The organism is Humibacillus xanthopallidus (assembly GCF_006717145.1).
GTDB lineage: Bacteria > Actinomycetota > Actinomycetes > Actinomycetales > Dermatophilaceae > Humibacillus > Humibacillus xanthopallidus.
The window spans coordinates 61,534-82,314 of record NZ_VFQF01000003.1; the positions used below are offsets into that span (position 1 = coordinate 61,534).

The 20,781-nt window shown below is 69.7% G+C and carries 18 protein-coding genes and 2 tRNA genes; 12 read left to right on the forward strand and 8 right to left on the reverse strand.

The genetic code is table 11. The annotated features are described in order from the left end of the window. The first annotated feature begins 160 nt into the window (after positions 1-160). The 4 genes from FHX52_RS18290 (at position 161) to FHX52_RS18305 (ending at position 1,546) form a co-directional block, all read left to right on the forward strand. Positions 161-237: transfer RNA gene (locus tag FHX52_RS18290), tRNA-Ile, on the forward strand. A gap of 30 nt (positions 238-267) precedes the next feature. Further along, entirely contained in the window at positions 268-480 is a 213-nt protein-coding gene (locus FHX52_RS18295; RefSeq protein ID WP_141823836.1) for a DLW-39 family protein, read from the forward strand. Positions 481-518: 38 nt separating this feature from the next. Further along, positions 519-594 (forward strand) — tRNA-Ala (locus tag FHX52_RS18300). 115 nt (positions 595-709) lie between these two features. Next, entirely contained in the window at positions 710-1,546 is an 837-nt protein-coding gene (locus FHX52_RS18305; RefSeq protein WP_246070224.1) for a GIY-YIG nuclease family protein, read from the forward strand. Between the two features lie 61 nt (positions 1,547-1,607). Here FHX52_RS18305 and FHX52_RS18310 read toward each other — a convergent pair whose 3' ends face one another. Both FHX52_RS18310 and FHX52_RS18315 read right to left on the reverse strand, forming a co-directional pair. Beyond that, positions 1,608-4,697: a DEAD/DEAH box helicase gene (locus FHX52_RS18310; protein ID WP_141824755.1), complete on the reverse strand. Its 3,090-nt coding sequence runs from the start codon at positions 4,695-4,697 to the stop codon at positions 1,608-1,610. A 112-nt stretch (positions 4,698-4,809) separates the two neighbouring features. Then, entirely contained in the window at positions 4,810-5,211 is a 402-nt protein-coding gene (locus tag FHX52_RS18315; protein ID WP_141823837.1) for a hypothetical protein, read from the reverse strand. Between the two features lie 307 nt (positions 5,212-5,518). On the opposite strand from FHX52_RS18315, the gene FHX52_RS18320 reads away from it, so the two are divergent. After that, entirely contained in the window at positions 5,519-7,510 is a 1,992-nt protein-coding gene (locus FHX52_RS18320) for a right-handed parallel beta-helix repeat-containing protein (RefSeq protein ID WP_141823838.1), read from the forward strand. 61 nt (positions 7,511-7,571) lie between these two features. On the opposite strand, the gene FHX52_RS18325 is transcribed toward FHX52_RS18320, so the two are convergent. Then, complete coding sequence (locus FHX52_RS18325; RefSeq protein WP_141823839.1) at positions 7,572-7,781, reverse strand: hypothetical protein; 210 nt, start codon at positions 7,779-7,781, stop codon at positions 7,572-7,574. 207 nt (positions 7,782-7,988) lie between these two features. On the opposite strand from FHX52_RS18325, the gene FHX52_RS18330 reads away from it, so the two are divergent. Beyond that, positions 7,989-9,359, forward strand: a complete 1,371-nt coding sequence (locus FHX52_RS18330; protein WP_141823840.1) for a type I glutamate--ammonia ligase — start codon at positions 7,989-7,991, stop codon at positions 9,357-9,359. Position 9,360: 1 nt separating this feature from the next. Continuing rightward, positions 9,361-10,536, forward strand: a complete 1,176-nt coding sequence (locus FHX52_RS18335) for an amidohydrolase family protein (RefSeq protein ID WP_141823841.1) — start codon at positions 9,361-9,363, stop codon at positions 10,534-10,536. A 360-nt stretch (positions 10,537-10,896) separates the two neighbouring features. Here FHX52_RS18335 and FHX52_RS18340 read toward each other — a convergent pair whose 3' ends face one another. Together FHX52_RS18340 and FHX52_RS18345 are read right to left on the reverse strand one after the other, a co-directional pair. Further along, positions 10,897-12,111 carry a hypothetical protein gene (locus tag FHX52_RS18340; RefSeq protein ID WP_141823842.1) on the reverse strand — a complete coding sequence of 405 codons (1,215 nt, stop codon included), beginning with the start codon at positions 12,109-12,111 and terminating at the stop codon, positions 10,897-10,899. Between the two features lie 94 nt (positions 12,112-12,205). Beyond that, on the reverse strand, positions 12,206-12,637 hold the full coding sequence (locus FHX52_RS18345; protein WP_141823843.1) for an antitoxin: 432 nt from the start codon (positions 12,635-12,637) through the stop codon (positions 12,206-12,208). 144 nt (positions 12,638-12,781) lie between these two features. Between FHX52_RS18345 and FHX52_RS18350 the strand changes: the two genes are divergently transcribed. Both FHX52_RS18350 and FHX52_RS18355 read left to right on the forward strand, forming a co-directional pair. Further along, positions 12,782-13,300 carry a peptidylprolyl isomerase gene (locus FHX52_RS18350; RefSeq protein ID WP_141823844.1) on the forward strand — a complete coding sequence of 173 codons (519 nt, stop codon included), beginning with the start codon at positions 12,782-12,784 and terminating at the stop codon, positions 13,298-13,300. Positions 13,301-13,468: 168 nt separating this feature from the next. Continuing rightward, the gene (locus FHX52_RS18355; RefSeq protein WP_246070229.1) at positions 13,469-14,365 is read left to right on the forward strand and encodes a rhomboid family intramembrane serine protease; all 897 of its coding nucleotides are present in this window, start codon (positions 13,469-13,471) and stop codon (positions 14,363-14,365) included. Positions 14,366-14,609: 244 nt separating this feature from the next. On the opposite strand, the gene FHX52_RS18360 is transcribed toward FHX52_RS18355, so the two are convergent. After that, a complete protein-coding gene (locus FHX52_RS18360) occupies positions 14,610-14,861 on the reverse strand; it encodes a cell division protein CrgA (protein ID WP_141823846.1) in 252 nt (83 codons plus the stop codon). A 152-nt stretch (positions 14,862-15,013) separates the two neighbouring features. Here FHX52_RS18360 and FHX52_RS18365 point away from each other — a divergent pair, with 152 nt between their 5' ends. The 3 genes from FHX52_RS18365 (at position 15,014) to FHX52_RS18375 (ending at position 17,175) form a co-directional block, all read left to right on the forward strand. After that, on the forward strand, positions 15,014-15,841 hold the full coding sequence (locus FHX52_RS18365; protein WP_141823847.1) for a DUF881 domain-containing protein: 828 nt from the start codon (positions 15,014-15,016) through the stop codon (positions 15,839-15,841). Between the two features lie 7 nt (positions 15,842-15,848). Then, on the forward strand, positions 15,849-16,478 hold the full coding sequence (locus tag FHX52_RS18370) for an aminodeoxychorismate/anthranilate synthase component II (protein WP_141823848.1): 630 nt from the start codon (positions 15,849-15,851) through the stop codon (positions 16,476-16,478). Positions 16,479-16,728: 250 nt separating this feature from the next. Next, a complete protein-coding gene (locus FHX52_RS18375; protein ID WP_141823849.1) occupies positions 16,729-17,175 on the forward strand; it encodes an SRPBCC family protein in 447 nt (148 codons plus the stop codon). Positions 17,176-17,301: 126 nt separating this feature from the next. On the opposite strand, the gene pknB is transcribed toward FHX52_RS18375, so the two are convergent. Beyond that, positions 17,302-19,242: a Stk1 family PASTA domain-containing Ser/Thr kinase gene (pknB, locus tag FHX52_RS18380; protein WP_246070231.1), complete on the reverse strand. Its 1,941-nt coding sequence runs from the start codon at positions 19,240-19,242 to the stop codon at positions 17,302-17,304. Then, positions 19,239-20,777: a serine/threonine-protein kinase gene (locus tag FHX52_RS18385; RefSeq protein ID WP_141824757.1), complete on the reverse strand. Its 1,539-nt coding sequence runs from the start codon at positions 20,775-20,777 to the stop codon at positions 19,239-19,241. The genes pknB and FHX52_RS18385 overlap by 4 nt, the downstream gene beginning before the upstream one ends. Positions 20,778-20,781: the final 4 nt, after the last annotated feature.

Genomic DNA, 20,781 nt, shown 5'->3' on the forward strand with positions numbered 1-20,781 from the left:
TCGCTGGCCAGGACGGCGGGCAGTGCAAGCGGCGCGGGCATGGCTCGGCGGCACCCCTCGTCCGAGCCGTTTTGTGCGAGCGACACGGCATCGGGTAACGTTTGCCCTCGCGTCCGGTCATCGGATTCTGCTGGTCCGGCGGGCGCGCGACGGTGACGATGGGCCTATAGCTCAGACGGTTAGAGCGCTTCCCTGATAAGGAAGAGGTCGGAGGTTCAAGTCCTCCTAGGCCCACCATCACCTACCGTCACTGCACCAGGAGGATCCATGCTCAAGCGACTCGTCATCATCGGCGCAGCAGTCGGCGGAGCGATCTTCCTGCGGAACAAGGCCAAGCAACAGCAGGCCGAGCAGGACCTCTGGACCGCGGCGACCGACGACGTGCAGGCACCGGTGGCACCCGCCGCCCCGGCGGCGACGCAGGTCAGCGTTCCGGCCGACGCAGCCGCCGACGGCGACGAAGCACCAGCTGCTTCCTGAGCTGATCCGCTCGGGATCGCAGCACCCAGCACCACCCAGGGGCCATAGCGCAATTGGTAGCGCACCTGCTTTGCAAGCAGGGGGTTAGGGGTTCGAGTCCCCTTGGCTCCACCACAGCTCAGAGCCCCTTGCCTGTCACCGGTGAGGGGCTCCTTCATTTGTTCGGAGGGGTCGCAGCCGAAGCGCTCTGTCCCACACCCGGTACCGCGTGTTGCCTACGCTGCGGTCCGTGAACGCGAATCCCTCGACAGCCGGTGACCTGACCCTCAGCCACATCTTCATCGCGTGCGGCCTCAACCCGGCAGACGTGTTGGTCGTTCGCCATACCTACAACCTCGATGGTCTTCGTCGCGGCGAAACCACGCCGGAGAACGTGTTGGCTTACACGCGGGCACAGGGGCTCCGCTTCAACTCGCATCAACCGCGGATCTGGCTGAACTTCCTGGCAGAGAGTGGAAGACGATGCCGCTACTGGGGCGCCTTCGAGAACCATGGCGAGCTCGAGTCGGAGCGAACGGCGACGCTCCGCCACTTCGACTTGAGGCCATCAAGGGTCATGTCATCGCTGGCAAACCGGCTTGTCACCGAGTGGTCGAAGGACGCGATCAACTGGGCGAAGAAGGGCACTTCCGCGGCAACCTTCCCCGTCGTCGAGATTGCTGATCCAGAGGTCGTGCCTTTCCCCGGCTATGACCAGGTTCTCTTGGACAGCGCGAGTCTTCGCACCATGATCGAAGACTCGCGCTACGACGCTTGGCGGACGGCCCTTGGTGTGGTGCAGGGCATCTACCTCATCACCGACACGAGCACAGGTAGGCAGTACGTCGGCAAGGCCGACGGCGCGGAGCGACTCCTGGGGCGCTGGACTGCCTACGCCCGGGACGGCCACGGCGGCAACGTCGCGCTGCGAGAGCTGAAGGGCATCGACACCGCACACGCCCGCCACTTCCAATGGTCAATCCTTCGCGTATTCGGGCCGTCCACACCGATGGCAGAGGTCGACGCAGCGGAGGCTCACTACAAGCGCGCATTGATGAGCCGCGAGTTCGGGCTCAACCGCAACTGACCTCCCGGCAAACGATGCGATAGGTCGCGCCCAGCAGCCAGTGGCCGGGACCGTGTATGCCTCAGACAACGACGCTCGCCGCGGCGAAGTCTGCGGCTGGCATCGGAGTGCGGAGGCGCCACGTGATGGCGATGGGACGCTCGCCCCGGTGCTCCACGTAATCCGCCTCCCCGAGGAACAGATAGGGCGCCCCCGTTCCGAAGACGGATACCTTTCGAGGGCGGGTGAACAGCAGCACGTGGGTCCCCGCGGCTCGATGGCTGAGGTAGCGCTGACCGGTGTTGGAGGCGACCGTCGTCCCGGACTGCGACTCCCAGTGGAAGAGTTGCGGACTGATCGCGTAGTCCTCGTACATCGTCGTGGGTGAGTACTCCGCTTCGGACTTCTCCAGGGTCACGAGGAAGGCGTCGGCTCGTGCCTCAGGAGCGAAGAGGACTCCCTCCCGGAAGCTGTTCGCCTTGCGGCCCTCGATCGAGACGTAGTCGAGGGCGGCGACGATCTCTTCGCGCGTGTAGCGGGCATGCACCCGCAGGGGTCGTTGCCACAGGTCACCGGTCAGACGAGTTGTGACGCGCTCTGCTCCCTCCAACGCGAGATGAACGGCCGCCCGAAGATCTTCTCGAGCGGCCACCTCGCGCGCAAGAGCGTCGAGCGCCGCATCGTAAGAAGCGAATCCGCCGCCGTCCGGCCAAAGCGAGAAGAGGAGCATTCGCCCGAACGCCTGATGGACTGGGTCCGCGTCGCTGTAACGCGGAGCGTCGTCCGCGAGCCAGGTCAGGTAGGCCGCGGCCCGATCGGGGTCGTCCACGTGACACACGGCGCGGACCCGCTTGAGGAGGGCCTCCTCGAGGGGTCCTGGCGCTGCAACATCCCGTCCAGCCTCCCGTCTCAGTCGGGCCCAGGAGCGTCCAGTTCCAGACACAACGTCAGAGACTTCGACCCCAGCGTCGTACAGGAACGTCCCGAGGTCGTCGGTGGGGTGGGCGCGCAGCTCGGACGCCAGACTCGGCCACCGCCTAGTCACCTGGCTCTTGATGTTCTCGAGGACGAGCCGCTGACTTTGTCGGTCGAGGATGATCTGGGTGCCGGCCGGAAGGAAGGGGAATCCGTGCTCGACGTCGCGTTGGAGGGCAGCGCGCGTGCTCCCGGTCATGGCCCGGAATCGTTGGTCGAAACGGAATTCCTTACGGTGGTGACCGACGAAGTCGAGCGCGGTCAGGACTGCCTTGTCCCGGGCGCGACGCAGACCTCGACCCAGTTGTTGGAGGAAGACGGTCGAGCTCTCCGTGGGACGCAGGAAGAGCACCGTGTTGATGGCGGGCACGTCGACACCTTCGTTGAAGACGTCAACGGTGAAGATCACCTGGAGGGCGCCGGTGGCGAGATCTTTCACTGCCGCGTCGCGCTCGCCCGACGGGGTGTCGCCCAGGACTGCGGCCGACGCAACCCCGGAGTCGTTGAAGACCCGGGTCATGTAGCGCGCGTGATCGCGCGAGACGCAGAATCCCAGCGCCTTCATGGTGCTGAGGTCAACCACTTTGTCCTGCAGCGCCTTGAGAATGATCCGGGCACGGGCGTCATTGCCCGTGAACAGGTTCGACAATTCACCCGGGTCGTAGGCGCCGGCCTTCCAGTCGACCCGTGTGAGGTCCATGCCATCGGCGATGGCGAAGTAGTGGAACGGCGTCAGCAGATCAGCCTTGAGCGCGTCCCATAGACGCAACTCCGCTGCGGTCCGGCCCTCGAAGAACGACCGCACATCGAGGCCATCTCCACGTTCGGGAGTAGCCGTCAGGCCCAACATCTCTCGAGGGGTCAGGTGATCGAGGAGGCGCCTGTAAGTGTTCGCCTGAGCGTGGTGGAACTCGTCGATCACGACGACGTCATAGGCGTCGGCCGGCACGTTAGTGATCCCGTAGGCCGACAGGGATTGCACGGAGGCGAACACATGGTCCCAACGCTCGGGCCGATGGCCGTCCACGTAGAGCTCCCCGAAGTTGGCGTCGCTGAGGACCTCGCGGTAGGTGCGCAGCGACTGCTGCAGGATCTCCCGGCGGTGCGCGACGAACAGCAGTCGCGGCAGCGTCGGTCGACCAGCGGCCAGACGCCGGTAATCGAGTGCTGCCACGACCGTCTTGCCGGTGCCAGTCGCTGCGACGAGCAGGTTGCGGTGGCGGCCGTGGACGGCACGCTCGACGTCGAGCTGGTCGAGCATCTCCTGCTGGTAGGGGTAGGGCCGAACCTCGAGGCCCGAGAGCCGGGTGACCCTGTCTGGGACTCGCTTCCCGGAGGCCTCGGCCAGCGCATCGTCCAGACGATCACGATCGACTGCGGGGTCGTAGGTCTCGAACGTCTCGTCGTGCCAGTAGCTGTCGAACGTCGCCAGGAACTTCTGGAGCAGAGCCGGGGTGGAGACCGCAGACAACCGCACGTTCCACTCGACCCCGTCGAGCATCGCCGCGCGCGAGAGGTTGCTTGAGCCGACATATGCCGTGTCGAACCCCGTGTTGCGACGGAACAGCCACGCTTTGGCGTGCAGCCTCGTGCGCTGGGCGTCGTACTGCACCTTGACCTGTGCTCCGAAGTCCCGCACCAGCCGATCCAGTGCGGCGCGCTCGGTGGCTCCCATGTAGGTCGTCGTGATGACGCGCAACGGTGCTCCACGATCTCGGAGCAGCTCCAAACGATCTTCCAAGAGTCGTAGGCCGTACCACTTGACGAAGGCCATGATGACATCGGCGCTGTCGGCGCTCGCCAATTCGGCCCGGATCTCGTGACCCACCCCCGGCTCTCCAGGTGCGTTGGTGAGAAGAGCGGCGTCGGACAGCGGCGTGGAAGGCCGGTCGACGACCACCCCCGCTGACTGACCGGCGCCGGGTCGCGAGAGCACCGCGAGGAGCTGCCTGGCCTCCGCCAGGGAATCCTGCTGCGCACCCAGATTCTCGACAAGCCGATTGACGAGGGCGAGTCGGCGCTGCGCATTCCTCTCGGCGCGCAACGCGCGCAGCGTGACGTCGCGGACGTGCCGGGCCAGAACCTCCGGCTCGTCAGCCTCGTCCACCAGACCGCGGTGAATCTCGGGGGCCGCCAGACCTTCGAGGCGCTTCTCCAAAGACCGAGTGATCAGGCTTTCGTAAAGGCCCTCGAGCAGACTTTCGTCCCCATTCGTCACCTTAGGCAGCTTGCCAGGCCGACGCACGGATATCCGTCACATCGGTCAGACAACGGCGAGAGATACGTCGATCAGTTTGGGCGGAGAGTTGTCAGCCCGTCCGGTGCCAAACGACGTCGGAGCCGTCTGTGAGCGTGTCCGTCTCGGCGTCGTACTCGTAGCCGAGGACCAGCCGCTCTCGGAAGACGTTGCCGCCGGGCAGGCAGGTGAGCGTCCCGACCATCGTCAGGGTGTCACCGTCCGGGTAGCCGGGCCCCTTGACCATGGCCGGATCGCCGCCGCAGGCACCGCTGGCGACGTCGTCGAAGTACGACATCGAATACACATGGGCTCCCGACCCGACGATGGTCAGGGTCTGGTTGCTCCCGTCGGTGTCGATCGATGTCCAGGTGCCGGCCAGTGGTCCGCTGGCCGCCGATGCCGCAGGTGCGAGAACGGCGCTCGCGACGGCGATTGCGGCGCTGAGGGCGAGGGCATGGCGAGTTCGCTTCATGAGATGCCACCTTCGTGCTGGGTGTGAGTGTTGCCCCCGAACCCCCGAGACCCCCCGAAACCCCCGAGCTCCCTGTCTTCCCCAACTCCCGAGTGTGCTCCTGACTTCACGCCCCCGTCATGGCTTTCGCACCACATCGAACCTCGCAACCCACAGCCGGGGCGGAGGTTCGTCACCGATCGTGCGAGTTGCACCGAAACGCCTGCGCGGCCGGAACGACCCGACCGACCCGGCCCGGCCGACTCGCCCGCAACCTGCGTAGGGTCGAGAGCGCACCCATCGAGATCCACCGAGAGGACACACTGTCGTGACCACCGTGCTGCATGTCGCCACCACCGGCTCCGACCAGGCGGACGGGTCCGAGGCCAGTCCCTTCCGCACGATCAACCACGCCGCGCAGCAGGCCCAGCCGGGCGACACGGTGCTCGTCCACGAGGGTGAGTACCGCGAGTGGGTCTCCCCGAAGCGTGGCGGCCTCAGCAACGCCCGCCGCATCACCTACGAAGCCGCCCCCGGCGAGCACGTCGTCATCAAGGGCAGCGAACGCATCACGGGGTGGCAGCGCAGCGCCGCCACCACCGCCCACACCCCGAGCACCGTCTGGCAGGTCGACGTCCCCAACGAGCTCTTCGGCGCCTTCAACCCCTTCGCAGAAGAGATCGTCGGCGACTGGGTCGTCCGCCCCATCGAGGAGGGTCAGCGCAAGCACCTCGGCGACGTCTACCTCGACGGCCGCAGCTTCTACGAGGTCGGCAGCCCCGACGAGGTCCACCAGCCCACCCGCCGTACCGAGGTTCGCGACGACTGGACCGAGCGACAGGTCCCCGTCCACGACCCCGACCAGACGGCATACGTCTGGCACGCGCGCGTCACCCCCGACACGACGACCATCTGGGCGAACTTCCACGACGCCGACCCCAACGAACGCCTCGTCGAGATCAACGTGCGCCGCTCGGTCTTCTACCCCACCGAGCACCATGTTGACTTCATCACCGTCCGCGGTTTCGAGCTGTGCCAAGCCGCCTCCCCGTGGGCGCCGCCGACCGCCGACCAGCCGGGGCTCATCGGCCCGAACTGGGCCAAGGGCTGGGTCATCGAGGACAACGTCATCCACGACGCGAAGTGCGTGGCGATCTCCATCGGCAAGGAGGCCTCGACGGGCGACAACAACTACACCCGCCGCGGCGACAAGCCGGGCTACCAGTACCAGCTCGAGTCCGTCTTCTCCGCCCAGCAGATCGGCTGGGACAAGGAGCACATCGGCAGCCACGTCATCCGCCGCAACACGATCTACGACTGCGGCCAGTGCGCGATCGCCGGCCACCTCGGCTGCGTGTTCTCGACCATCGAGGACAACCACATCCACCGCATCGCCCTCAAGCGCGAGTTCTACGGCCACGAGATCGCCGGTATCAAGCTCCACGCGGCCATCGACGTCGAGATCACCCACAACCGCATCCACGCGTGCTCGCTCGGCATCTGGCTCGACTGGCAGACCCAGGGCACCCGCGTCGCGCGCAACGTCCTCTACGGCAACTCGCGCGACCTCTTCGTCGAGGTCAGCCACGGCCCGTACGTCATCGACCACAACCTGCTGGCCTCCCCGGTCTCCATCGAGTCCTTCAGCCAGGGCGGCGCCTACGTCGGCAACCTCCTCGCCGGCACGCTCGGCCTCATCCGCGTCATGGACCGCGCGACGCCCTACCACCGCCCGCACAGCACGCAGGTCGCGGGCTACGCCGTCATCTACGGCGCCGACGACCGCTGGATCGGCAACGTCTTCGCCGGCGGCGAGATCGACGACGCCTACGGCACCCACGCCCACACCTTCGACGGCGCCTGGGTCGGCACCGCCGGCTACGACGGCCACCCGGCGACCTTCGACGACTACCTCGCGCTCATCGACGCGCAGCCGCCGGGCGACCACAACCGCTTCCCCGACGTGCCGCAGCCCGTCTACATCCGCCACAACGCGTATGCCGGCGCCGCCCGCCCGTATGCCGCCGAGGACGCCCCGCTGCGCCTCTCCTCCGCGTTGTTCACCGTCACCGACGACGGCGACGAGGTCTGGCTCGAGGCGGACCTGGCCGAGGCGTTCGACGGGCTGCGGGTCGGGCTCGTCACCGGCGCCGACCTGCCCCGGGTGCGTTTTGTCGACGCCGACTTCGAGGAGCGCGACGGCTCACCCGTGACGATCGACTGCGACCTCCTCGGGGAGCTCAAGAGCCCCGACGGGTCCTACCCGGCGGGTCCGCTCAACACCCTCTCGTCGGGCACCTCACGCATCCGCGTGTGGTGACCCGGCGACGGGTCGGCTGAGCGCCGGTTCACTGCTGCCCCCGAGATGCCTCAGAACCGACTCAGAGGCGGGTGAGCTTGGCGTAAGGGCTCGCGACGCGCACCCGCTCTGAGCCGAACGCGACGATGACGCAGCCGCCGCCGACGGCCTTGACCTCGCCCAGGCCGTACTTGTCGTGCGCGACGCGGTCGGCGACGGCCAGGTCGAGCACCTCGTCGGCGACGCGCTCGGCGAAGGGGCTGGATTTGAGGCGGCTTCGTGGGGTGTTCACCTATCCATGATCCACCCTCCCGAAGGTCGCCACGCCGCGCGGCCGGACACGACTTGGGCAAGTTCTTCAGGTTCCACGCCTTCCGCCGTGCTCATCCCGTCGATTCTCGGCCCCTCACCGACAGGATCTGCGGCCCCTCGAACAGCCGCCGTGAGCCCTCCCACCCGTTGACGCGCGGCCACGCGCCGACCGGGGCAGACTGCCGTCATGAGCGTGAGCGAGGGCACGTCGGCGGCCGACCTCACCGAGGTGCTGGGTCGCGAGGGCGTATGCGTCGTGGCGGGCTGGGCGACCAACGCCGCGAACCTCGTGCACGCCAAGTCGATGCCGGTGGCCCGCACGAGCGCCTTCGTCACCGCCGGTGCGGGGATGTCACCGGTCCACCACGGCTACGCCCTCGACGGCACGATCCAGCTCACCCCCTTCTACGACGCCGTCGGCGACCTGCGGATGCGGCTCGTGCCCGAGGCGGTCCGTGTGCTCCCCGGTGGCCTGGCCGCCGGACCCACGCACGTCGTCACTCAGGAGGGCGAGCCTGACCCGACCGCGCCCCGACACGTCCTCACCCGGGTCGTCGAGCGGCTCGGCGAGCAGGACCTCACCGCCCTCGTCGGCCACGAGCTCGAGTTCGTCCTCGTCGCCCCCGACGGCTCTGCCCTACCACCCGGCGCCTGGACCCCCTACGGACTGTCGGCGGTCGTCGACCGGAGCGCCCTCATCGGCGAGCTCCTCGAGGCAGCAGACGTGGCCGGGCTCGGCATCGAGCAGGTGCACGCGGAGTACGGCGCCCACCAGCTCGAGCTCTCCCTCGCCCCGCAGGCGCCGGTCGAGGCGGCCGACTCGGTCATCCTCCTCAAGACGCTCATCGGCATCATCACCCGCGCCCACGGCCTTGCTGCGTCCTTCTCACCGGTCCCCTTCGCCGGCGCGGTCGGCAACGGCGCCCACCAGCACCTCTCGCTCCGCTCAGGCGGCGTGAACCTTCTCGACGACCCGCCCGCGACCCTGCACCAGGAGACCGCGCACGGACCGACACCCACCGGAGGCCAGGCCATCGCCGGCATCCTCGACGGACTCCTCGGCGCACAGGCCGTCCTCACCGGGTCGATCCTCTCCGGCCCGCGCCTGCGACCCGGCATGTGGTCGGGCGCCACCCTCTGTTGGGGCACCGAGAACCGCGAGGCGGCGGTCCGCTACCTGCGCGCCGGCCCGGCCAACCCCCACGGGGCCAACATCGAGATCAAGGTCGTCGACACCTCCGCGAACCCCTACCTCGCCACCGCCGTCCTCCTCGGTCTCGCCCTCGACGGCATCGAGCACGAGCTGCCCCTGCCGCCCGAGATCGTCCGTGACACAGGACGGCTCGACGATGCCGCCCGCGCCGAGGCCGGGCTCAGCCTCGTCCTCGACGACCAGGAGACCATCCTCGACGCCTTCGCCGGATCCGTCGCGGAGCGTGTCCTCGGCGAGCACGCCGCGGCCGCGCTGCTCGCCGTCCGCCTCCATGAAGTCACCGCCTTCGCCGACCTCGACGCCGAGCAGCTCTGCGAGCGCCTCCGCCTGCGGTGGTCGATCTGACGTGGAGGCGCCGTCGGAGGGCCCCGCTCGCGACCTGCTCGCCGAGCTCGACACGATCGCGCTCGTCGACCACCACGTGCACGGTGCGTTCCGCGCCTCCCCCGAGCGGACGGCATACGACAACGCCCTCAACGAGGCTGACACCGAGCCGCTGCCCGCACGCGTCGACCCCTTCGACACCCAGGTCGGCTTCGCGATCCGCCGATGGTGCGCGCCGGTGCTCGGGCTCGAGCCGCATGCGAGCCCCGACGACTACTGGGCGCGGCGGGCCGAGCTCGGCGAGGCGGAGGTCAACCGCCGCTTCCTCTCCGCAGCCGGCGTGAGCGACTGGCTCGTCGACACGGGCCACCGCGCCGACGACCTGCTCACGCCCGAGGCGCTCGCGGCCGCGAGCGGCGGCCGCGCACACGAGGTCGTGCGACTCGAGACCCTGGCCGAGCAGCTCGCGTCAGCCGACACCCCACCGCAGCGGTATGCCGCCGCCTTCCGCTCGCTGCTCGCCGAGCGGGTGCGTGGCGCGGTCGCGGTGAAGTCCGTGCTCGCCTACCGCGCCGGGTTCGACGTCGACCTCAGCCGACCGAGCGACGCCGTGGTCGCCCGGCACGCCGGCAGCTGGGCGCGGGACGTCGCGAGGTCGGGGTCGGTTCGTCTCACCGACCAGCAGCTCATCGCCTTCGGCATCCACGAGGCGATCGATCTAGGACTGCCCCTCCAGCTGCACGTCGGCCTCGGCGACCGCGACATGGACCTGCGGCGGTCGGACCCGCTGCTGCTCACCGACTTCCTGCGCCAGCCGGCCGTTCGCCGGGTGCCGGTCATGCTCCTGCACTGCTACCCGTTCGAGCGCGAGGCCGGCTACCTCGCCCAGGCGTTCGGCAACGTCTACCTCGACGTCGGTCTTTCGGTGAGCTTCGTCGGCGCTCGCTCGACCTCGCTCGTCGCCCGCAGCCTCGAGCTCGCCCCCTTCCACAAGGTGCTCTACAGCTCAGACGCGTGCGGCCCGGCCGACCTGCACCTGCTCGGGGCCCGCCTCTGGCGGCAGGCGATGGCCCGCGTCGTGGGCGGCTTCGTCGCCCGGGGCGAGTGGTGCCAGGCCGACGCCAGCCGGGTCGCGCGGATGATCGCGCGCGACAACGCCGTGCACGCCTATCCGGGTCTCAGGAGATCGACAGGGTGATTTCTCTGGCGCGGAGCACCGTGCGGTGTCATGCTCGAGGGAAGCAGGGCATGCAGGACGGCCGTCGCGCCCAGGCGCACAACGCAGGATCGACGGCTCGTGGGCGTTTTGCGGAGAAAGGTCGTTTTCAGATCTGCTCGATGTGATGCAATCTTCACCGAACCCCTCGCGCAGCCATCAGTTCAGGTTCTACACTGGTGGGTAGCGAAGGGTTGGGCCCGCACGAACCGCGCCCAGCCCTTCTGCTTGTGCTGGCTCGCACTGTCCCCCTGTCGGTGCGAGCCAGCTCACGCAGAGAAGGACCCGGATGCCTCTGGCACCCGGGTCCTTCTCTGTCTGGCGTGTGTGGCCTGCCGGCGATCAGCTCGCGCTGTCGCCCTCCTGGGCGAGGCGGGCCTTGGCCGAGCCCCGCGGCGAGGCCTTCGTGGAGGCGCCGTTGATGGTGCCGCCCTCGACCGCGTCGGAGGTGATGGCGTCGGAGTCCGGCGTCGGGTCGACGGCGGTGACCTGACCCTCCAGCTCGTCCTTGGCGTCGCCGGCCGCGTCGACCGCAGCATCCTTCGCGTCAACGGCCGCGTCCTTGGCGTCGCCTGCGGCTTCGACCAGAGCGTCCTTCGCGTCGCCAGCGGCATCCTTGGCCTCGTCGACGGCCTCACCGGAGTGGTCCTTGGCGTCGGCGATGGCCGACTGGCCCTTGGCCGCGAGGTCGCCGGCCTTGTCCTTGGCCGCGTCGGCGAGCTCGGCGCCCTTCTCCTTGGCCTTGGCGGCGGCGTCGGTCACGGCCTCCTTGGCGGCCTCGACCTGCACGGCGGCCTTGTCCTTGAGCGTGCTGCCGGTCGAGCCGTAGCTGCTCGTGCCGGCGGCGCCGGGCGACGTCTCGAGGGGCGTGGCCCACGGGTCGTCGGCCTTCTGCTGCTGCTTGCGGAACGCCGCGACGGCAGCGACAGCCGCCGCCGCGAGACCGATCCCGATGAGCCACTTCGTGCGGCTGTGCCGGCGCTTGGCGACGGCGTCACCGGTGAGGACGGCATACGCGTCCTTGCTCCGGTCGCCGGCGACGAACGCGGCCTCCTTGGCCTGCTCGAGGTGCGGGGCCGCGGCCTCCATCGCCTGGTGCGACCCGGCCGCGAGGGCCGCGGTCGCGGTGGCGATGGCTGCGCCGACCTTGGGCAGCACGGTGTCGACGAAGGTCGCCTGGGCGGCCTCCACCCTCGGCTTGGCCCGGTCGGCCGCCTCGTGCAGGGCCTCGCCTGCAGCCTCTCGTGCCTGGTAGGCGGCCTCGGTGAGGCGCTCCTTGGCGGTGTCGGCGGCGTCCTGGATCACGGGCGTGGCAGCGACCTTCGCCGCGACGAGCTTCTCCTTCGCGACGGCGGCGGCGTCGCTGGCAGCCGGCCCGGCTGCCGCGCGGGCCGCGTCGAGCCGGTCTTTGGCCGCCTCTGCGGCAACGCTCGCCTGGTCGGCAGCGGTGCTCTTGAGGGCGTCGAGACGCTCCCCTGTGGAGCTGCTGACGTCGATTGCCGCCGCGCGTGCCTGGTCTACAGCCGCCTCCGTGCGGGACTGCTTGGTGCGAAACATGCGTCCTCCTAGGTCCAAACGTCCTTACCCATCCTGCCAACATCCGCCACGCGACACACCACCCTTGGCGTATGCGGTGTCGTCGCGGCGCAGATCACACTCCGTGAGGTGGTGGCGGAGTCGCACCCGGCTCGCCGGGCACGGGCGGACGCGGGGCGTCCGGGTCGACGGGGAAGGTGGCATGGTTGGGCGAATCCGCCTCTGCCGCAGGCGATCCCGCAGGAGGCGGTGTGGACGTGCTCTGCGAGGTGCTCGGTGAGCCCTCCGCGACCTTGTCGACACCCTTGCCGACGGTCTGCTTGGCCTTGGCGACCTTGTCGGCGTACTTCCCGTCGGTCTTCGCGTCGATCGTCGTCGCGGCCTTCTCGACGTAGCCGTCGATCTTCTCGCGGTTCTGGGCGGTGAGGTCACCCGCCTTCTCGCGAGCCTGCTTCGCAGCAGTGGTCGCTGCCTCCTGCAGCTCCTTGGCCTTCTTGTCGAGCTCGAGCTCCTCGGCCTTCTTCTTCATCTTGTCCAGGAACGACATCAGGGTCCTCTCGTCAGGTTCGGTTCTGTGTCAGGTGTTCTGGTGTCGTGCGGTTCTCTGTGCCACTCTCCTTGCGCAACGACCCGCCCGGCGCCCGCGTGCCCGACCGGACGGCATACCTGCGCGTCGTGCAAGGATTGGCCCATGAAGGCAACCCTGCACACGAACCATGGCGACATCGTCGTCGAGCTCTTCCCTCACCAGGCTCCCAAGACGGTCGACAACTTCGTCGGCCTCGCCAAGGGTGAGAAGGACTACAAGGACGATGCCGGCCGCACCTCACCCACGCCGTTCTACGACGGGCTCATCTTCCACCGCATCATCCCCAACTTCATGATCCAGGGCGGCTGCCCCGTCGGCCAGGGCTTCGGTGGCCCGGGCTACACGTTCGACGACGAGATCAGCCCCGACAAGGACTTCACGAAGCCCTACATGCTCGCCATGGCCAACGCCGGCAAGCGGATGGGCAAGGGCACCAACGGCTCCCAGTTCTTCATCACGACCGCTCCCACGACGTGGCTGCAGGGCAAGCACACGATCTTCGGTGAGGTCGCCGACGGTGCGTCGCGCGAGGTCGTCGACAAGATCGGCGCCGTCGCGACCGGCCCGAACGACAAGCCGCGCGAGGACGTCATCATCAACTCGGTCACCATCGAGGACTGAGCAGCCCACCCGCACGACCCTGAGGCCCGGCCAATGGCCGGGCCTCACGAGACAGACGAGACGGCAGGGATTCCTTTGTCCGACAATGGAACCGGGGGAACCGGGGGAACCGGAGGGCCCGGGGGCACCTGGGGGCCGGGAGACCAGCCGCCTGCGGGCGCTGGACCGGTGAACCCCCCTGTCGTCCCGCCCGTCTGCCCGCGCCACCCCGATCGCGAGTCCTACGTCCGCTGCCAGCGGTGCGGCCGCCCGACGTGCCCCGAGTGCCAGCGACCCGCCGCGGTCGGCATCCAGTGCGTCGACTGCGTCCGCGAGGCCGCTCGGACGAGCCCCTCGGCCCGCACCGTCTTCGGCGGGCGTGCCACCGACGGTCGACCCGTCGTCACCCTCACGATCATCGGCCTGTGCGCCGCCGTCTATCTGCTCCAGCGAGTCGCCCCCGCCATCACCGACCGGTTCTCCTTCGTGCCGGCCCTCGGCTGGACGGAGCCGTGGCGCTTCGTCACCGCGGCCTTCCTGCACTCGCCGTACACGATCTTCCACATCCTGCTCAACATGTTCGCGCTGTGGTCGCTGGGGCAGTACCTCGAGCCGATGCTCGGTCGGGCCCGGTTCGCGGCCATCTACCTCATCAGTGGCATCGGCGGCCAGGTGGCAGTCGTCCTCCTCGCGGGGTCCCCGACGGTCGTCGGCCTCAACACGGGCATCGACGAGGCCTGGCTGACGCCCGTCGTCGGGGCGTCCGGCGCGATCTTCGGCCTCTTCGGTGCGCTGCTCATCCTCAACCGCCACCTCGGCCGCTCGTCGGCCGCGATGTATGTCGTCATCGCGATCAACGCGGCGTTCGGCTTCTTCTACCCCAACATCTCCTGGCAGGCGCACCTCGGGGGTTTCGTCGTCGGCCTGGCGTGCGCCGGCGTCGTCGTGGCGTTCCGCGGCCGCCGGCAGCAGCTCGTCTGGGCCTCCCTCGGCGGCATCCTCGTCGTGCTCGTCGCCGTCACCGTCGCGAAGTACCTCAGCATCCCCGAGGTCATCCGCATGATCGACTCGAGCAGCTTCGGCTGACCGCCCCTCGTCTGTCCCCTGGCGCCGGGGACGACAACGGCCGAGCGCATCGACGATGTGCTCGGCCGTTTGCGTGTCCGCGGCCGGTTGTCCACCGCTGTGGACAAGGTTGTGGACGTAGTTACAGACGTGTCATTCATGCACAGGCTGGGGAAAAGCTTGTGGACAACCTGTCGATCAGGGTGTGGACGACGGTGTCGACCGCCTCCCTCCCCGGCGGCAGGTGCCCTGATCTGGAGGGGGGTCAGCGCCAGCGCATCGTCATGATGAAGCCGCCCATGAGCAGGGCGAAGCCGATGCCGAGGTTCCAGACGCCGATGGCCTCGATGGGGTACTTGTAGGCCGTCACGTAGTAGACGACGATCCACAGCAGGCCGAGCACGAGCAAGGTGATGAAGACCGGTGCCCACCATGTCGGGTTGGGCTCGGTCGCCTTGCTACGGGGCGGCGGGGTGTAGGTGGTCGACTTGTGGTCTCGACCCTTCGACTCGGGCACTGCTCTCTCCTTGCTGTGAGGTGAGCCAAGGGTAACCAATGGCGATGCCGGCCGTGAGCGACGAGCGGGCGGGTGACCTCATGACACCCCTGGACTGGCCCACGAGGCACAATGGTGTCGGCGCGGAGAGGCCGCGCCGAGCGAGGACCGCGATGACGAGCGCCACCCCGCCTGCCGACTCCCCGGAGGCGCAGACGGACGACACGGACGAGCCGGCGACGGGGCAGCAGCCCCCGCCCCCGGCTCCGTCGTCGCACCTGCGCCCGCGCCTCACGTGGCGCCTCGTCGTTCCCGTCGTCACCGCCGCCGCGGGCCTGATGTTCGCGATGAGCTTCCAGGCCGCCCAGGGCAGCGACCTGCGCGCCGACCGCGACCTGCCGCAGCTCATCATGGACGGCGACGCGAGGGTGTCGGCCAAGGCCGCGCAGCTCGACACGCTGCGCACCGAGGTCGACGCCCTCTCGAAGACGAGCGCCCCTTCGGACCAGCGGCTCGCCAGTCTCAACGAGCGGGCGGACGCGCTCGCCCAGACGGCTGCGACGACCAAGGTGCGCGGCGGCGCACTCGAGGTCGCGCTCGACGACGCGCACCGCACGGTCGACTCGCTGCCCGACGGCTTCACAGCCGACGACATCGTCGTGCACCAGCAGGACGTGCAGGCCGTCGTCAACGCACTCTGGGCCTCGGGCGCCGAGGCGATGATGATCCAGGACCAGCGGGTGATCTCCACGAGCGCCGTGCGCTGCGTCGGCAACACCCTCATCCTCCAGGGCCGCGTCTATGCCCCGCCCTACCGCATCAAGGCCATCGGCGACGTCGAGCGCATGCAGCGCGGCCTCGACGGTGACACGGCCGTGGGCATCTACAAGCAGTACGTCGACGCCGTCGGCCTCGGCTGGTCGGCCAAGACCCTGGGCAACGTCGAGTTCCCGGCCTACTCCGGCTCGGTCGACTTCCAGTACGCCACCCCCCTTCAGTGAGAGCCAGATGACCCGCATCCTCGTCGTCGACAACTACGACAGCTTCGTCTACACCATCGTCGGCTACCTCGAGCAGCTCGGTGCCGAGTGCACCGTGGTGCGCAACGACGCGGTGGCACCGGAGGAGGCGGCGGCATACGACGGCGTCCTCGTCTCGCCCGGCCCCGGCACGCCCGAGGAGGCGGGGGTCTCGATGGCCATCATCGAAGAGTGCGCCCGGCTCGAGAAGCCGATGTTCGGCGTGTGCCTCGGCCACCAGGCGCTCGGCGTCGTCTGTGGAGCAACCGTCGGCCGCGCGCCCGAGCTGCTCCACGGCAAGACCTCGCTCGTGCACCACGACGGCACGGGCGTTCTCGAGGGGCTGCCCGACCCGTTCACGGCGACGCGCTACCACTCGCTGACGATCGACCCCTCGACCCTGCCCGACGAGCTCGTCGCGACGGGCCACACCGACTCGGGGCTCGTCATGGCGGTGCGCCACCGCGACCTGCCCCTGCACGGGGTGCAGTTCCACCCCGAGAGCGTCCTCACCGAGGGCGGTCACCGCATGCTCGCGAACTTCCTCGCGATGTGCGGCGACACCGGTGCCGTGGCGCGCTCTGCGGGCCTCAGCCCGCTGGTCACCGCCGCCGTCTGACCGCACCGCACCCCACCCCCCAGCCGCCCACCCCGGGGCCAGCGACACACCTCAGGGCCGGGCGCACGCGGCATACGAGGTGTGCGTGGCCCTGAGGTGTGCGTCTGCGGAGTCCGGGGACCTCTGGCCCTTGCGGTGGCAGGCGCCCGGGTTACGTTCGAGGTGAGGGAGCCTGCGGGCGGAGATCGTCCCGGGGCGGTGGGGCGCAAGCAGCGTCCGGGTGGGCGTCGGACGAAAGGATCTGACCGCTATGACCAAGGAGCTGCACACGCGGAGCACGCACGTCGACGCCCCGGTCGAGAAGGTCTTCGACTACGTCAAGGACCCCCACCACTTCTTCGAGGCGTTCGACGAGGAGTGGCGCCGCCACATGGCGCTCGTCGACGTGCACACCACCCCGGAGGGGGTCGGGTCGACCGCCAGGCTGATGGGGCGGATGTTCCTCTTCTTCCACATGGAGTGGACGTTGACCCGTGAGGAGTACGTCCCGAACGAGCGCATCGTCGACCACGCCAACACCGGCGGGGTGTGGACGTTCACGTTCGCGCCCGACGAGACCGGCACGACCCTGACGGGGTCCTTCGGCTGGTCGAGCAAGGTGCCGCTCGTCGGCGAGGTGATGGACCGGTTCGGATGGAACGGCGACGACGACCTCGATCTCATGCTCGCCAACCTCAAGAAGGCCATCGAGATCTGATCGTCGTCAGCGACACCGGCGGTCAGGCGGCAGCCGCACACCCCGGAGCCAGCCGCACACCTCGGGGCCGAGCGCACACGGCATACGAGGTGTGCGTGGCCCTCAGGGGTGCGGCTGGCGCTCGCGTCAGGGAGCGGTGGTCCCTGTGTCCGTCGGCGTGTCCGTCCCGGTGGGCGTGGGCGGCGGCGCCGTGACGGTCACCGTCGGGATCGGCGTGGCCTTGGCCTTGGCGACCTTGACGGTGATGTCGGTGCCGGCCTTGACGACGGCCCCCTCGCGGGCCACCTCGAGCACCGTGCCGGGGGCCTTGTCGGACTCGACGTCCTGGCGCACCGGGTTGACCCCGGCGTCGTTGAGCGTCGAGGCGGCGATCGCCCAGTCACGGCCGACGAGCCCCTGCGGCACCTGCACGTTGCCGGTCGCGTAGTAGACCTTGATCGAGGAGCCCTGCGCCACCTGCGAGTTCGCGGGCGGGTCGGTCTTCGTCACCTTGTCCTTGGGCTGGTCGGGAGTGTTCTCCTCGACGAAGTCCGAGACCTTGAAGCCGGCGTCCTCGAGTGCCTTCTGCGCCTCGTTCTTGTCGAAGCCGGTGACGTCGGGCACGGCGCCGTTGTCGGGTCCTCGCGACAGGACGAAGCGGATCGTCGAGTTCTCGGCGACCTGGGTGCCGGCGGCCGGGTCCTGCGCGATGACGTTCCCCTCGGGCACGGTCGTGCTCGCCGCCGTCGACTTCTGTCCCTGGAGGTTTGCCGTGCGCAGGGTGCTGAGGGCCGTCTCCTCGTCCATGCCCGTGATGCGTGGCACCGCGACGTTGACGACCTCGGGCGTCTGGTTGCCGAACCACGTCGCCGCGCCCCAGCCGATGAGGCCGAGGATGAGCAGCGCGAGCACGGCGATGAGAGCGGTGCGCTTGCCGCCGCCCTTGCGGTCCTCGTCCTCGTCGCGGCCGACGGGTGGCAGGCCGGTGCCGACCGGGGCCTGCACCGCGGTCGGGGTGCCCGCGACGGCATACGCGGAGGGCAGGGTCTGGGTGGCCGCGGCCCCGACGGCCGCACCGGTCGCGAGGGCTGCGGCGCTGATGGGGCGGCCGAGCCGCACGTTCTCGAGGTCGAGACGGAAGGCGGAGGCGTCCTGGTAGCGCACCTCGCGGTCCTTCTCGAGGGCGTGCAGCGTGACGGCGTCGAGGTCGCCGCCGACCTCGCGGTTCCAGACGCTGGGAGGCTGCGGCAGCTCACCGACGTGCTGGTAGGCGATCGCGACGGGCGAGTCGCCGACGAAAGGAGGCCGGCCGGCGAGCAGCTCGAAGAGCAGGCACCCGGTCGAGTAGAGGTCGGAGCGCGCGTCGACGGTCTGGCCCTGCGCCTGCTCCGGCGAGAGGTACTGCGCCGTGCCGACGACCGACTGGGTCTGGGTCATCGTCGCGGCGGTGTCGGCGATTGCCCGGGCGATGCCGAAGTCCATCACCTTGATGGCTCCCGTGGCCGTCACCATGACGTTGGCGGGTTTGATGTCGCGGTGCACGATGCCCATGCGGTGGCTGTAGGCGAGGGCGTCGAGGATGCTCTCGGTCACGCGGATGGCATCGCCCGGCTCGAACTGGTGGCGCCGCGACAGCTGCTGGCGCAGGGTCTCGCCGTCGATGTACTCCATGACCATGTAGGGCAGGGTCGTCGGGTGGCCACCGGGGCCCTCGACGGTCGTCTCGTCCTCGCCGGAGTCGAAGATCGCGACGATCGACGGGTGGTTGAGGCCGGCCGCCGACTGGGCCTCGCGCCGGAAGCGCATGAGGAAGTTCGCGTCGCGCGCGAGGTCGGAGCGCAGGATCTTGATGGCGACCTGCCGTCCGAGCCGGTTGTCGTGGCCGAGGTGCACATCGGCCATGCCGCCGCGGCCGATGAGCTCACCGACCTCGTAGCGTCCGCCGAGGATGCGGGGTGGGGTGGTCACGTCGATCGCCTCTGTCGCCTGGTTCGGGGGGTGCGCGTCGGTGCGCCGGTCGCCCGGCGCCGCCTCATCGGTGGGACCCGCGGGTCCACCCTGCAGCGCCTCGGTCTCGTCTTGGCTCATCTGCCGTTGCCCTTCCCCTTGCCGTGTCCCTTGCCCTTGCCCGCCTTCTGCGCCGAAGGCGGCGGCGCGGGTGCGACCTGAGCAGGCGCCGTTGAGGCGGCCGCCCTGGTCGAGCTCTTCGTGGTGCTGGTGCTGGTCGCGCTCGTCGGGCTTGCCCCCGAGCTGGTCGGAGCCGGCGTCGTCGCCGAAGCGGCCGGGGTCGTGGAGGCCGCCGGCCGCGCCGTGCTCGTGCTGCCGTCGTCGACCGCGGAGCCAAGCGCCATCGCCCCTCCGCCGATGACGACGGCTGCCGCGGCGGCGACCAGGGCGATCCTGCGCCGGTCGGGTCGCGCTCGCTCCGCTGCGGTATGCCGCGTGGCCCGGCTCCCAGGCCCGCCGCCGTCCGCTGGTGCGGGGACGGGCGAGGGCAGGCGACGGGTCGCGGTCGGCGCGATCGCCGTGGGTTCGACCGCCGTGAGATCGACTGCCGCGGGTTCGATCGCGGTGGCTTCGATCCCTGTCGGGGCGACGACCGGCGGCTCTGGGTCGTCCCAGGTCCAGTCCATCGCCCCGGTGGGCTCGTCCGCTGTCGCAGCCGGGGCTGTGGCGGGCTCATCCGCTGCTGCAGCGAGCACGGCGCCGGACTCAGCCACGGGTGGGAGGGCGGCGGTCTCGTCGAGGGGGGCGGACGGCATACCGAAGGGGTCGACGGCGGGCACGCCGAGCAGTGCCAACCCGACAGCGTGGGCGTCGGCCGGGCGCTGCTCGGGGTCCTTCAGCAGGCAGGCGGCGACGAGCTCGCGCAGGTCGTCGGGCACGGAGTCGGGCAGCGGCGGCGGCTCGTCGACGACGTGGGCCCGCGCGGTGGCCACCGGTGCGCCACGGTCGAACGGTTTGGTGCCCGTGAGCAGCTCGTGGGCGACGACGCCGAGGGCGTAGAGGTCGCTCGCGCCGGTCGCGGCGTGGCCGAGCGCCTGCTCGGGGCTGAGGTAGTCGGGCGTGCCAAGGACTTCGCCGACGAGCGTGTGCCCGGGCGAGTCGTCGGCGCGCGAGATGCCGAAGTCGGTGAGCTTCGCCCGTCCGTCGGGCGTGACGATGATGTTGGACGGCTTGACGTCGCGGTGCACGACGCCGGCAGCGTGTGCGGCCGCGAGGGCCAGCGCGGACTGCCCGAGGATCCGCCGGACCTCGTCGGCGGGGAGGGCTCCGCGCTCGCGGATGAGGTCGGAGACGGTGTGGCCGGGCACGAGCTCCATGACGATCCAGGCCCGCTCGTCCTGCTCGCCGTAGTCGAAGACCGATGCGATGTGGGGGTGGTGCAGTCCGGCGGCGTTGCGGGCCTCGTCGCGGAACCGGGCGGTGAAGGCGTCGTCATCGACCCCGTCGGCCCGCATCACCTTGACGGCGACGTCCCGGGCGAGCACTTCGTCGGTCGCCTCCCAGACGTCGCCCATGCCACCCGCGGCGATGGGTGCCGTGAGCAGGTAGCGCCCACCGAGCACGTCACCAGGGACGAGGACGGACGGGGCGGAGGTCGCCGATGTCGCCGATGTCATGGGG